15 protein-coding genes and 2 tRNA genes are annotated in these 12,707 nt (G+C 70.8%); 13 read left to right on the forward strand and 4 right to left on the reverse strand.

The window, feature by feature from the left end; all coding sequences use genetic code 11:
- The first annotated feature begins 80 nt into the window (after positions 1 to 80).
- Entirely contained in the window at positions 81 to 641 is a 561-nt protein-coding gene (locus tag DJ82_RS01940) for a hypothetical protein (RefSeq protein WP_094525660.1), read from the forward strand.
- A 355-nt stretch (positions 642 to 996) separates the two neighbouring features.
- Here the strand turns inward: DJ82_RS01940 and ilvA are convergent, their stop codons facing one another.
- A complete protein-coding gene (gene ilvA, locus DJ82_RS01945; protein WP_094580929.1) occupies positions 997 to 2,208 on the reverse strand; it encodes a threonine ammonia-lyase in 1,212 nt (403 codons plus the stop codon).
- Between the two features lie 249 nt (positions 2,209 to 2,457).
- Positions 2,458 to 2,880 carry a gamma-glutamylcyclotransferase gene (locus tag DJ82_RS01950; protein ID WP_094525657.1) on the reverse strand — a complete coding sequence of 141 codons (423 nt, stop codon included), beginning with the start codon at positions 2,878 to 2,880 and terminating at the stop codon, positions 2,458 to 2,460.
- A gap of 149 nt (positions 2,881 to 3,029) precedes the next feature.
- On the opposite strand from DJ82_RS01950, the gene DJ82_RS01955 reads away from it, so the two are divergent.
- The 5 genes from DJ82_RS01955 (at position 3,030) to DJ82_RS01975 (ending at position 7,303) form a co-directional block, all read left to right on the forward strand.
- Complete coding sequence (locus DJ82_RS01955; RefSeq protein WP_094525655.1) at positions 3,030 to 4,538, forward strand: stage II sporulation protein M; 1,509 nt, start codon at positions 3,030 to 3,032, stop codon at positions 4,536 to 4,538.
- 101 nt (positions 4,539 to 4,639) lie between these two features.
- On the forward strand, positions 4,640 to 5,119 hold the full coding sequence (locus DJ82_RS01960) for an Hsp20/alpha crystallin family protein (RefSeq protein WP_094525653.1): 480 nt from the start codon (positions 4,640 to 4,642) through the stop codon (positions 5,117 to 5,119).
- Between the two features lie 108 nt (positions 5,120 to 5,227).
- On the forward strand, positions 5,228 to 5,680 hold the full coding sequence (locus tag DJ82_RS01965) for an Hsp20/alpha crystallin family protein (protein WP_094525651.1): 453 nt from the start codon (positions 5,228 to 5,230) through the stop codon (positions 5,678 to 5,680).
- Positions 5,681 to 5,756: 76 nt separating this feature from the next.
- Positions 5,757 to 6,449, forward strand: a complete 693-nt coding sequence (locus DJ82_RS01970) for a protein-L-isoaspartate(D-aspartate) O-methyltransferase (protein WP_094580930.1) — start codon at positions 5,757 to 5,759, stop codon at positions 6,447 to 6,449.
- Positions 6,450 to 6,529: 80 nt separating this feature from the next.
- Positions 6,530 to 7,303: a protein-L-isoaspartate O-methyltransferase gene (locus tag DJ82_RS01975; protein WP_094525648.1), complete on the forward strand. Its 774-nt coding sequence runs from the start codon at positions 6,530 to 6,532 to the stop codon at positions 7,301 to 7,303.
- 33 nt (positions 7,304 to 7,336) lie between these two features.
- On the opposite strand, the gene DJ82_RS01980 is transcribed toward DJ82_RS01975, so the two are convergent.
- Positions 7,337 to 7,813, reverse strand: a complete 477-nt coding sequence (locus DJ82_RS01980; RefSeq protein WP_094580931.1) for an Ig domain-containing protein group 1 domain-containing protein — start codon at positions 7,811 to 7,813, stop codon at positions 7,337 to 7,339.
- A 114-nt stretch (positions 7,814 to 7,927) separates the two neighbouring features.
- On the opposite strand from DJ82_RS01980, the gene DJ82_RS01985 reads away from it, so the two are divergent.
- From DJ82_RS01985 to DJ82_RS02000, 4 genes are all read left to right on the forward strand, one after another.
- Positions 7,928 to 9,127, forward strand: a complete 1,200-nt coding sequence (locus DJ82_RS01985; protein WP_094580932.1) for an ATP-binding protein — start codon at positions 7,928 to 7,930, stop codon at positions 9,125 to 9,127.
- Positions 9,128 to 9,146: 19 nt separating this feature from the next.
- Complete coding sequence (locus tag DJ82_RS01990) at positions 9,147 to 9,494, forward strand: CrcB family protein (protein WP_094557214.1); 348 nt, start codon at positions 9,147 to 9,149, stop codon at positions 9,492 to 9,494.
- Complete coding sequence (locus DJ82_RS01995; RefSeq protein ID WP_094525640.1) at positions 9,491 to 9,847, forward strand: CrcB family protein; 357 nt, start codon at positions 9,491 to 9,493, stop codon at positions 9,845 to 9,847. Before DJ82_RS01990 ends, DJ82_RS01995 begins: the two co-directional genes overlap by 4 nt.
- Before the next feature lie 76 nt (positions 9,848 to 9,923).
- Positions 9,924 to 10,283 carry a hypothetical protein gene (locus DJ82_RS02000; RefSeq protein WP_094525638.1) on the forward strand — a complete coding sequence of 120 codons (360 nt, stop codon included), beginning with the start codon at positions 9,924 to 9,926 and terminating at the stop codon, positions 10,281 to 10,283.
- Here the strand turns inward: DJ82_RS02000 and cca are convergent.
- Positions 10,253 to 11,734 carry a CCA tRNA nucleotidyltransferase gene (gene cca / locus DJ82_RS02005; protein WP_094580933.1) on the reverse strand — a complete coding sequence of 494 codons (1,482 nt, stop codon included), beginning with the start codon at positions 11,732 to 11,734 and terminating at the stop codon, positions 10,253 to 10,255. The two genes, DJ82_RS02000 and cca, sit on opposite strands and share 31 nt — an antisense overlap.
- 162 nt (positions 11,735 to 11,896) lie before the next feature.
- Here cca and DJ82_RS02010 point away from each other — a divergent pair.
- The 3 genes from DJ82_RS02010 to DJ82_RS02020 all read left to right on the forward strand — a co-directional run bounded on the left by DJ82_RS02010 (position 11,897) and on the right by DJ82_RS02020 (position 12,702).
- Positions 11,897 to 12,004 (forward strand) — tRNA-Asn (locus tag DJ82_RS02010).
- Between the two features lie 85 nt (positions 12,005 to 12,089).
- On the forward strand, positions 12,090 to 12,425 hold the full coding sequence (locus tag DJ82_RS02015) for an AN1-type zinc finger domain-containing protein (protein ID WP_241881378.1): 336 nt from the start codon (positions 12,090 to 12,092) through the stop codon (positions 12,423 to 12,425).
- Positions 12,426 to 12,626: 201 nt separating this feature from the next.
- Positions 12,627 to 12,702 (forward strand) — tRNA-Ile (locus DJ82_RS02020).
- Positions 12,703 to 12,707 lie beyond the last annotated feature (5 nt).

Genomic DNA, 12,707 nt, shown 5'->3' on the forward strand with positions numbered 1-12,707 from the left:
CCGTGAGGCGATCGGTGACTCAAACCCTTCTTTGCGTTATACGTGGTACTATCCGCGGTTCCTCCATCGTTCGAAACGAGATGAACAGACGTGGTCTTGCCGTCGTCGCCGCTGCACTCGCGTTGGTCGTGACTGGTAGTGCCGTCGCCCTCGCCGGTCCTGTGTCGGGAGGCCCCGGCAGCCTCCTCGGCGGAGCGAGCGATCCGCCGGCGCTGCTCCACTTCGATTCCGACGGGGTCCGCTGTCCCGACGAGTTCGCGGCTAACAGTTCCACGTCGGTGGCTGCCGGGGGCGAGAACACGGAGATCACGTACGCTCGAAACGTCTCCCTGCCGGGGCCGTCGTACGCGATCGGCGGCCCGACGTTCGAGCGGGTGAACGAGTCCGCCTACGTCCTCGACGTCCCGATTGAAGAGGCGGAGAACGCGTCCAGGTCGTGTTCGGGCGTCGCCCGCTACAACGGTACGATGCGAATTCCCGCGGGCGACGACCCTTGGCAACTGATCGTCAAGCACGACGGCGAGACGGTCACCACGCTCCGCGGGGAGTCGGACAGTTCCCCCCTCGGCGGATCGACGAGCGTGAGCGGGAGCGTTTCGGCCTCGGAACCCGCGACCGATTCGACGAACTCCTCGGAGTGAACCGCCGCTGAGGTGACGCCGCCAAAGCCCCAGCCGCTCGGCGATACGCGGCCGCTGCCGGGGAGGACATCGCCAAAGCCCCAGCCGGGAGACGAAGCACGGCAACGCAAGGACCGCAGGAGCGAGTGGAACGAGCGACGAGGACCACAGCGAGCCGCGCGAGTCCTCCCGGCTGCCCTTTTGAGTCCCACCTCGCCCCGCACAGCACCGCAGCCTCACTCCTCCCCAGCCTCGCGGCTCCCTCCGCTTCGCTCCGGTCGCCGCGTCCCTCGCGCGTGCGACTCGCGCCCTCCGGGCGCTCGGAGGCACGCGCCACCGCAGTTCTATTTATAACTGGTCGTCGTGATCGCCTGCTTCACGACAGAATCTCCACGTCGTACCCGTCCGCTTCGAGCGCGTCGACGATGTCGGCGGCGTGTTCGGCGTCGTCGGTCTCCAGCTCCAGTTCGAGCTCGGCGGCGTTGACGGCGACGTCCCGCGAGGTGCGGTCGTGGTGGACCGCGTACACGTTCGCGCCGGTGCGCGCGACGATGCTTGAGACGCGCTCCAGCTCGCCCGGGCGGTCCTTCAGGTCGACCGTGATCTTGAGGTAGCGGCCCATCTGGACCAGCCCGCGCCGGATCACGGTGCCGAGCCGGTTGAGGTCGATGTTGCCGCCGCAGAGCGCGGCGACGACCGTCTCGCCGTCGTCGTACTCGAACGCCTCCGAGAGGACGGCGGCGAGCGCGACGGCGCCGGCGCCCTCCACGAGCGTCTTCGACCGTTCGAGGAGGAGCGTGAGCGCCAAGGCGATCTCGCGGTCGTCGACCGTGACGACCTCGTCGACGTACTCCGCCATGACCGCGAGGGTCTCCTCGCCGACCGACCGCGTGGCGATCCCGTCGGCGATCGTGTCGACGCTGTCGATCTCGCGGACCTCGCCGGCTTCGAGCGACTTCGCGGCCGAGGCCGCTCCCTCGGCCTGCACGCCGACGACCCGCACGTCGGAGAGCTGCTCTTTGACCGCGACGGCGACGCCCGAGATCAGCCCGCCGCCCCCGATCGGGACGACGACCGTGTCGAGCTCGGGGCAGTCGTCGACGATCTCCATGCCGAGCGTCCCCTGCCCGGCCATCACGACCGGGTCGTCGAACGCGTGAACGTACGTCCGTCCCTCGGCGCGCTCCAGCTTGTGGGCGTACGCCTGCGCCTCGTCGTAGTCGACGCCCTCCAGCCGAACGCTGGCGCCGTACCCGCGCGTGGCCTTCACCTTCGAGACGGGCGCGAACTTCGGCATCACGACGGTGGCGTCGACGCCCGCGCGCTGGGCCGCGAGGGCGACGCCCTGCGCGTGGTTCCCCGCGCTCGCGGTGACGACGCCGGCCTCGCGTTCGGCGTCGGAGAGGGTCGCGATCCGGTTCATCGCGCCGCGGATCTTGAACGCGCCGGTACGCTGGAAGTTCTCCAGCTTGAGCCGGACGTCCGCGCCGCTCATCTCGGAGAAGGTCCGAGAGCGCTCCAAGGGCGTGTGACGCGCCACGCCGTCGACGCGTTCGCGCGCCTCGTGAACGTCTGAGAGGGACAGCATGCGTCCCCGTCGCCGCGCCGACCGCTAATCGGTTCCGGTCCGGGGCGTCTCTCCCGGCGTTCGCCGGCGCGACGGACCGCGCGCTCCGGGACGAACGGAAATCCGACGGGCGAGCCACCGGCTCGCCGTCTGTGAAAGGGGGAATGCACGCGTGTGACGTGCACCTGAGACCAAGCGGCCTGCATACAAAAAGGTGGGGCTAGCGGAGCGAAAGTGAAACCGCACGACTGCACCACCGTCATCCGCCCGTCAGACGCGTTTTTCGGGGGTCAGCCGCACCCGCACGTCGGCCCGTTCGAGGTACGTCTCGACCCGCTCCGCGAACCCTCCATCTGCGTTCGGGGAGTCGCCCGGCCACGTCGCGTCCGCGTCGAGCCGGTCGGGGTCCCCCACGTAGACGGCGGCCCGACTCGGGTGGCCCTCGGGCGCGTCGAGCGGGACGCTCTCCCGGAGACACAGTCCCTCTCTTACGCCCTCGTACTCGTCGAGCGCGGCCACCTCGTCCGTCCGGAGGAGCCGACCGGCCGTCTCCCCGCCCGGGGCGAGCGTCGGATACCGCCCCTCGACGAGACGGAGCCCGGTCAGAGTCGCCGGACCGACGAAGACGAACGAGTCGAGGACCTCGGCGACCCGGTCGGGCTCGGTCAGCGTCCCGTACACGAAGACGTCCATGAGTCGTGTGGGTCGTTCGCACGTTTGAAGCTTCGGACGCGCGGGGTCGGGGTCGTTCGAGCCGGTTCCGAGGTCGACGAGGCGAGAGCGCCGGCGACCGACCGACGACACGCGGACCCATTAAGTGGCGGACGACCGAATCGAGCGTCATGGACCTGTCCTCCGCCGTCTCCGCCACGGCCTCCACCCTCCGGCGGCGTCCCGCCGACCTGCTCCCGTTCTACCTCCTCGGAACGGCGGTCCCCGTCATCGCCCGGATCGGGATGTTCGCCGCGCTCGCCGGCGTCTACGTGCACTTCGAGCTCACCGGTCGGCTCGCGGCCGCCCGCGACGCGCTCGCTGGGCTCGACCTGACGCCGCCAGACACGCAGGACCCCGAGGCGGTACAGGCGTGGAGCGAGTCGCTCGCCCCGGCGCTCGAACCGCTCGCGTCGCCGACGGCGATCGCCCTCCTCCTGGCCGGGACGGCGGCGACCGTCGCGCTCGCCGTCCTGACGTACGCCGCGGTCTCGGCCGGCCAGCTGTCCGCCGTCGTCGCTCGGCTCCGGAGCGAGCGCGGGCTCACCGCGGGCATCGCCGGCGTGCGAGACCGCTGGCTCACGTTCCTCGGGATATACGTCGCCGAGCTCTGCTGTTGGCTCGGGATCCTGCTCCTCGGGGGAATCGCTATCGCCGCCGCGTTCGCCGTCAACCCGTTCCTCGGGGCCGCCGCCGCGCTGGTCGTTCTGCTCGTCGGGGTCGTCGCCCTCCTGCTCGTGCGGATCGTCTTCGCGTTCGCCCCGGCCGCCGTCGTCGTCGACGACGCCGGCGTGGTCGGCGCCGTGGAGGGGGCGGGCGGGTTCGTCCGCTCGAACCCGGCCGACGCCGCCGCGTACCTCGTCGTCGCCGTCGGCGTCCTCGTCGCGATCTCGTCGGCCGCCTCCGCGCTCGCGTTTCTCGGGGGCGGAGCGGTCGTCGCGCTCGCCAGCGCGGTGGTCGCCGCGCCCGCGCTCGACCTGCTCAAGACCGTCCTCTACGGCGATCACCGCGGCGCCGTCGACCCGCTCGACCCCCCCGAGGCGACCCTTCGCGCGCAGCTCTCCGGCGGCGTCCGCCGCGGCTGGCGCGAGATGGCCGCGTTCGTGCGCCGGACCCCGGGACTACACGCGCTCGTCGTCGTCGTCGGGATCGGGTTCGGCGCGCTCGGCTGGCTCGCCGTCGACCCGTTCGTCGGCGCCGTCACGACCTCCATCGAAGGGCGACTCCTCGGCCACATACCGCCCGTCGCGGCCGTCAACTTCTTCGGGAACAACTGGTCGGTCGCGATCGCGACGTCGCTCTCGGGCGTCGCGCTCGTGATCCCGGCGCTCTCGTCGATCGCGTTCAACGGGTTCGCGCTCGGCGCCACGGCGGCGCTAGAGGAGAACCTCCTCGCGCTCGCGGCGTTCGTCGTCCCCCACGGCCTCTTAGAGATCCCGGCGCTGTTCGTCTCCGGCGCGCTCGGAGTCCACCTCGGGATCGTCTCGTGGCGAGCGTTCCGGGGGCGGCGCCCCCGCGACGAGTTCGCGGACGCCTTGGAGACCGCGTTCTGGGTGCTCGTCGGCGTCGGACTGTTGATCGCCGTCGCCGCGTTCATCGAGGGATTCGTGAGTCCGTACTACTGGCGACCGTTCCTCTGAGGCGCCGACTGCGGTTCTCGCTGGTTCGGGCCCTCCCCGTCGATCCGTTCGGCCAGCCGCGCCCGTACGTTCAAGTCGCTCCGCCACGAATCCTGACCTGTATGACGCGACGCGATCCCTTCGGCGAGATCGAGGAACTGCTCGAACGAATGGGGCGGGAGTTCGAGGAACTCGGCGGCACGCTTGACTCGCCGGGCGGTCCCCAACTCTCCGGCGCTCGCGACGTCGCGGTCGACGTGATCGAGGACGACGAATCGATCACGGTGCACGCAGACCTCCCCGGCTTCGAGGACGAGGACATCGAGGTCGAACTGCGGGAGGACTCGCTGTCGATCGCGGCGACCCGCGAGGAGGAGCGCGACGTCGAGGTCGGGGACCCCGACGACGCGGCGGACTCGGACGACTCCGACGTCCGGTATCACCGCCGCGAGCGCCGGTCGCGGTCCGTCTCGCGACGGGTCCCGATCGCCGAGCCCGTCGAACGCGACGGCGCGACCGCCTCTTACGACAACGGGGTCCTCACGGTCACGCTGCCGAAGCGATCGGGCACCGGCGGCGGTCACAGCATCGACGTGAGCTGAGCCCCGGCCAGTCCCCGAAACCGCCTGGGTGTCCGGCCCTCGTGTTGCGAGATAGCAGCGCTCTGTCCGTGTTTAATACCTCGCGACGCCTCCATACGAGCGATTGTCATGAACAGATACAGCCCCTTCGACGAGATCGAACAGTTCTTCGGCCGCACCCCGTTCGACGTCGATCGGGCGTGGGGGCGGGACTTCCGAACGGCCGACGTCGACGTCGCGGAGTACGACGACGAGTTCGTCGTTGTGGCCGACCTGCCCGGCTACGACCGCGACCTGATCGACGTCCGCGCGACGGACGGGCGGCTCACGATCACGGCGGAGCGCGTGGAGACAACGCGCGACGGCGAGGTCGACGACGAGGGGTCCGAGACGATCCCGGGCGAGACCGGTCGATACCTCCGCCGCGAGCGACGCCGCGAGTCGGTCACGCGCACGGTCGACCTCTCCTCGCCCGTCGTCGAGGTCGAGGCGAGCGCGACGTACCGACACGGCGTGCTCACGGTGACGCTTCCCAAGGAGTCCGTCGACGACGTCGACGGTCACCGGATCGACGTGGAGTAACGGACCGCCCGAGATCGGCCGACCTTTTTATACTGCGGCCGACACTTTCTCCACTACCGCCGTGCTACTGCTCACCATGGACAACGTGAACGGGCCGGAACCGGATGGCGGTCCGGAACGCGGTGGCTCTCCGGACCTCGCGACCGCTCGCCGAGAGCTCGTCGACTCGCTCCGGGCGCGTCTCGACGTGAGCGAGCGCACGCTGTCCGCGGTCGAGGCTGTCCCGCGGCACGAGTTCGTCCCCGAGAGCCACCGCTCTCGCGCTTACGCCGACAGGCCGCTCCCGATCGGTCACGACCAGACGATCAGCGCGCCGCACATGGTCGCGATGATGTCGGACCTCCTCGAGTTAGACCGGGGCGACCGCGTCCTCGAAGTCGGGACCGGCTGCGGCTATCACGCCGCCGTGCTCGCCGAACTCGTCGGACCGGGGAACGTCTTCAGCGCCGAGTACGTCCCCGAGCTCGCCGCGGAGGCCCGCGAGCGTCTCGATCGGCTCGGATACGACGTGACCGTCCGATCGGGCGACGGGCGCGAGGCGTTCCGCGACGCGGCGCCGTTCGACGCGGCGTCCCTGACGTGCGCGGCGAGCGGCGGCGTCCCCGATCCGATCGTCGAGCAGGTCCGGACTGGCGGCCGGATCGTCGCGCCGGTCGGCGACGGGGGCTTCCTCGGCCGCGGCGGACAGCGGCTCGTCCGCCTCACGGTCCGCGAGGACGGCGTCGACCGCGAAGACCACGGCGGCGTCCGGTTCGTGCCGATGCGGTGATCTCCCGTTCGGCGGGACGGGTCCCGGCCCGCCGCCGCGGCGACCGAGCGGTTTTAGGCGACCGAGCACCGACTCCGACCATGGACGAGGCGTCGCTGCGGGCCGACATGATCGAGGGGCTCGAACACGAGCTCGGCGAGCCGCTCGAGGCCGCCGTGCTGACGGCCCTCCAGCGGGTCCCCCGGGAGACGTTCGTAGACGACTCTCCGTACGCGAACGCCGCAAGCGACGAGGCCGGAACGCGCGTCCTCGCGCCGGCGACGGCGGTCCGGCTGATCGGCGCGCTGGACGCCGCCGAGGGCGACGACGTCCTCGTGATCGGCGCCGGCGTCGGCTACTCGGTCGCGATGCTCGCCGAGATCGCCGGGGCGAGGCACGTCCACGCGGTCGACATCGACCGCGAGGCGGTGTCGCTCGCGCGGTCGAACCTCTCCGCGGCCGGCTACGAAGCCGTCCTCGTCGACCGGCGAGACGGCGCGAACGGCCTGCCGGAGTACGCGCCCTACGATCGCATCCTCCTCGAGGCGGCGGTGCTCGAACCCCCGCGCGCGCTCAGGGATCAGCTCGACGACGACGGGCGGCTCGTCTACCCGCGGGGGAACGCCGTTCAGACCGTCGCGGCGATCGAGACCGCTCCAAACGAGTCGGCGGAGCCGGACGACGACGCCCCGCCGGGCTTCCGCACCGTCGAGACCGCCGGCCCGGCTCGGCTCCGGCCGATGCTCGTCGACGGGGAGCAGCGCGGCGTGGAGCGGAACCGCACGCGCCGGGAGGACGCCGAACGGGCCGAGCAGGGCCACTTCGCGCCACACGGCTGGGAGCAGGAGTGGATCGACTGGGACGACCGGCTCTGAGGGCGCGAACGTCACCGGACGCCGTCCTCACCGTCACTCCTCGACGACGAGCACCGCCGTGTTCTCCCGCTCGTCGACGTAGTCGCCCTCGGCCGGCGGTTTGACCTCCACGGTGAGCGTCCCGTCCGGCTGGTTCGGTCCCAGTTCGGGCGCGACGTCGACGGTCGCGACCCCTTCTTCGTTCGTCTTCGCCGTCGCCACCCCGTCGATCTGCGCGGATCCGCTGCGGACGATCACCATCGCGTCGGCGACCCGCGCGCCGTCGGGATCGATGACGGACACGTCCACGGACTGCTCGCCCGGCGTCGTCACCTCCGGCTGCGGCCGCGCGTCTACCTCTGTCGCGGAGAGCCCTTCGATGTCGCCGATCATCCCCATCATCACGCTGAGACTCGCGACGCCGACGACGAGGGCGATCACCAGCCTGACCGGCAGCCCTTCGATGGCGCGTCTGTCCGTGCGGAACGATCGGCGGTTCGCGGTGCGTCCGTCGCGTTTCGAGTCGGACATAGGCCCCGCTGGCCGCGGTATCACTGATAAGCGGTCGCGGCGCTCGACCGGAACGCCGCTCGGCTCTTCCGCTCGGGCCCACTTTTTTAGTGCGATACCGCGGTCACCGCCGATATGCACGTGCTCGGACGCGAGGACGGCGGGGCTCGCGCCGCCTCCCGCGGCGACGCAGACAGGGCGTCGGACACTACCGCGTCGCTCCCGACGCTCCGCCTCGGATCGTTCCTCGCTCGCGACGGCAGCGCCGGGGCTCCCGTCGGCGTCGACGCGGACCGGCCGCACGCCGGCGTCGTCTTCGGTAAGCGCGGCACCGGGAAGTCGTACACGCTCGGCGTGCTCGCCGAGGGGCTCGCGGACGCGTCGGGCGTCTCGGCGGTCGTCGTCGACCCGATGGGCGTCTTCGGTGGCCTCAGGAACGCGGGGGGTCGCGTGGTCGACCCCGCCGTTCGTCCGACCGCGATCCCGGCGGCCGCGTGGCCGGACCTCCTCGGTCTCGATCCGACGAGCGGTCCGGGCGGAGTGGTGTGGCGGGCCGTCGCCGAGGCGACGCGGGACGCGGGCGTCGCGGGAGACGCAGGCGCGGACGCGGTCTCGGTCGCCGACCTGCGCGGCCGCGTCGCCGAGGCCGACGCGCCGGCGGACGCCCGCCGCGCCGCCGCGAACCACCTCCGGCTCGCGGCGTCGTGGGGCGTGTTCGACGCCGACGCGCCGCCGATCGCCTCCCTCGCGACCGACGGCGCGCCGACGGTACTCGACCTCGCGGGGGTCCCCGAGGCCGCCGCGGCCGCCGTCGTCAGGGCGGTCGCACGCGGCCTGTACGACGCCCGGATCGACGGCGACTGCGACCGGCTCCCGTGGCTGCTCGTCGACGAGGCGCACGCCTTCTTCGGCGGCGTCGCCGATCCCGCGCTCAGGACGCTCCTGACACGCGGCCGCGCGCCGGGCGTCTCGCTCGTCTGCGCGACGCAGCGCCCGGGCGCCCTGCCGAGCGTGGCCGTCTCGCAGTCGGACCTGCTGGTCTGTCACCGACTCACCGCCGAACGCGACGTGGCTCGCCTCGCGGAGGCCGACGCGACGTACCTCGCGGGGGACCTCGCCTCGCGACTCCCGACCGGCACCGGCGAGGCGCTCGTCGTCGACGACGCGACCGAGACCGCCCACACCCTTCGAGTGCGCGAGCGACGGACGCCGCACGGCGGCGGGAGCCCCCGAGCGAGCGACGTGTGTACCGCCGACGCCGCCCGTGTCGACGAGCCGGCCGGCGACCTCGGCGCTTCTCGCCCGGACGCGGTCGAGTCCGAAGGCCCAAGATGACCCCCGGCGACGCGTTCGTATGGAACGGACGCCGTTCGGGTTTCTGCTCGTCGCCGCCGGCGGCTTCCTCGGCGCGGTCGCCAGACACGCCGTCGCCGTCGCGGTCGGAACTCCCACCGGCGCCGGCACGCTCGTCGTCAACGCCGTCGGATCGTTCGCGCTCGGCCTCTTGGTCTCTCGGGCGACGACGACCCGCGCGCAGTTGTTCGTCGGCACCGGCGCGCTCTCGTCGTTCACGACCTACAGCACGTTCGTCGGCGACGCCGTCGCGCTCGGGGCGCTCGCCGGGACCGGGTACGTCGCCGCGAGCTACGCGGTCGGGTTCGCGGCCGCGCTCGGCGGTCTCGCGGTCGGGGGGCGGTCGTGACGGGACCGATCCTCGCGGCCGCGCTCGTCGGCGTCGGTGGGTCGATCGGTGCGGTCGCCAGACACGCCGTCGGGCTCCGGATCGAAGGGCGCCGCTCCGTGGTGGCAGTCAACGCGCTCGGCAGCCTCGCGCTCGGCGCCGTCCTCGCCGCGCCGATCGGCTCGCCGGCGACCCTGCTCGTCGCGGTCGGCGCGTGCGGCGCGTTCACGACGTTCTCGTCGTTCGCCGTCGAGACGGTGTCGACCGCGAGCGGCGGTGACGCGGGCGTCGCGGTCGGGTTCGCCGCCGCGAACCTGGCGGCCGCGCTGACCGGCTTTCTCGCCGGGGCGGCGCTCGTCGGAGCGCTCGTGTGACCCGCGGATCTGCCGTTCCCCGGACGCGACGCCCGGGAGCGACAGGTAAAGGCCCCTCCGGGACGTACTGCCTTCCGTGACTGACGACGCCGAGAGCCGGTCGGACAAGAGGGCCGACACCGAGCGCGCGGCCGGCGGTCCGGACCCCGCCGACCCGGACCGGAGCGCCGCGACCGCGGAGGACGCGACCGGAGACTTCGGCGACGACGCACCGTCGTTCGGCGATCTCACGCTGCCGCAGCGCGTGTTCGTCGCCGCCGTGCAGAATCCCACCCGCGGCGTCGTTATCGCCGGGCTCCTCGCGTTCGGCTTCTCCTTCTACGTCGCCTTCTGGCTCGCCTTTCCGCGCGTCGCGGCGTTCATGTCCGCCGTCGGAGCGGTCCTCGTGGCGATCGTCGCCCTCGTCTATCTGATCTCTGACCGCGTCTCGGGGTGAGACCGCGGGACCGGCAGCGGCGAAGCGAGCCGATCACGGGGTCGGCCGTAGAACTCGCGGAGCGTCGTCCCGAACGTCGGCGCCAGCGTCGCGACGGCGTCGCCGACCAGCACGTCGCGCTCGGCGAACGCCCGCGTCACCTGCGCCCCGAGCGCGTCGTCGCCCGCGGCGTCGCTCTCGAGGTACGCTCGCACCGTCGTGAACTCCCGCTCCCGCTCGACGACGTACCGATCGCCGTCGATGAACGGGCCGTACGTCTCCGGGTCGACGTCGTCGGCGTACGACTCGTAGAAGTTCGCAGCGTGTTTCCGCACCGCGACCGGCGGGCCCTCGTGGCGCTCGACTGCCGGCCGCTCGTCGACCTCTAGCTCGGCGTACAGCGCGGCGCGGACGGGACCGGTCGGGCCGCGTTCGGCCCGGTCGTCGTCGACCATCGCCTGTGCGCGCAGCACGTCGAATCCGTGCGCGTTCAGCCCGCGGACGACCCCGTCGAGGGAGCGCCGGAGCTGCGGCCACAGCTGGTCGTCGACCAGGTCGGGGGCGTCGAAGACGACGGCGATCGGCGTCGTCTCCCGCCGGTCGAGGTGGTCGCGGACGGCCGCGACGTCGAGCGGTTCGAGGTCCTGCGGCTCGAACAGCGACTCGCGCGGCGACGCGAGCAGCTCGCGGGCGTAGTGCTGGAACCGCGCCGCGTTCGCGGCCGAGAGGACCGCCGCGACGTTTCGGGTCGGGTCCGTGGGGTCGACGACGACGAGCGGGTCGTCGAACGTCGCCTCGGCGTGCCCCTCGGGGTCGAACTCCACCGGCGGGTGCCAGCTCCGGGCCGACTCGACGAGCGGGACGAACCCGCCGAGCTCCAACACGAGCAGCTCCGTCAGGTACCCGGAGAACCCCTCCGTGCGGAGGTCGCTCCCGTAGGCGCCGATCCCCTTCAGGAACGCCTTCGCGAGCACGACGTCGGCGGCGAGCTCGTCGCCGAGCCGCGCGGAGAGGTACGCGTCGTGGAACGGGGTCCGATCGACCGCGGAGACGAGCTCCGCGGCGGCCTCCACGTCGTGACACGGGACGAGGTCGACGTCGAACCCCTCGTAGGTCCCCTTCACGTACGGGTGTTCGGCGTACTCCTCGTGGCCGTCGGGGAGGACGGCGTGGCCGACCGCGAGCCCGTACTCCTCCAGCTCGGCGCGGTCGAGACCGGGTTCGAACCGGACGAACAGGTCGATGTCGCGGTCGCCGGAGACCCACGTCCCGCGGGCCGTCGACCCCACCTGCACCACGTCGGCCTCGACGGGGAGATCGGCGATCGCCCCGCGGGCGCGCTCGACGAGCTCTTCGGCGACGGCTCGCAGACGCTCGCGCTCCGCCGGCTCCGGGACCACCCGGTCGCGGACGCGCGACAGAACCGCCTCGAGGGCGTCGGACTCGGGATCGCCGGCCTCGGAATCGTCCATGTCCGGATCTCTCGCGGTCCGGCCGAAAACGTGTCGGTCGCGGGGGCGGCGAATCATTCGGAAAACCGGCCGCCGACGACTCGACGCGCCCGCGCGGTCCGTCGCAGCCGAGTCGGGCGGAAACGAAAGCCATATCAAAACAACGCGAGTACCGAAAGATGAGCCGAAGTAGCTCAGTTGGTAGAGCGCCTCGCTGTTACGACGCTCGGCGGACTTCCCCCGAACGTCACAGTCACGAGGCGGTCCCAGGTTCGAGTCCTGGCTTCGGCGTCTTCTTTCGCGAACTGGTCGCGTGGCGTGTGTTTGTCGGATTTGTTATCAATACATCTATACCAAAGCCGGTAAACGCGCAATCATGGATTGCGACCATTGTGGTTGCAACTTGGCTGGTCTTCCGTACACATGCAAGCGATGTGGTGAGGTGTTTTGCTCGGAGCACCGGCTACCCGAGTCGCACGATTGTCAACAGCTCAAGATTGAGAAAGCCGAGCGGGCTCTGAAACGAGAGGCCGGAAAGGATACCGGACCGTGGTTCAATCAAGAGTCAGAAAACCCGAACATCGACAAAAGCGCACATCCAGATGTTGTTAAAGTAGACAACACCGACGGTCGACTGACAAGGTCTCTATTACTATTATTGGCGTTAATTGTATTGGGTGGAATTGCCGTAGGGGTATTTAATCTGGTCTGAGAACTCCTGACGTATATTTCTCGTCTCTACCTAAGAGGCAGGGGAATCAACCACCACGTCCCGATTCGAATCTGCCGCGAACAACAACCAAATGGACGCTAACTGATACTTGGAAGATAGACCAGATTCGGCTCTCGGCGGGATCTGATTGGGCTAATGCGGTAACCTAAAGAATGAGTCTGTTATACTTCAGATTGGCACGGGCCTTTAGCTTAGTCTGGCTCAAAGCCCTCCGCTCATAACGGAGTGATCGCCGGTTCAAATCCGGCAAGGCCCATTTTC

The organism is Halorubrum sp. Ib24 (assembly GCF_002252745.1).
In the GTDB taxonomy this organism is placed as follows: domain Archaea; phylum Halobacteriota; class Halobacteria; order Halobacteriales; family Haloferacaceae; genus Halorubrum.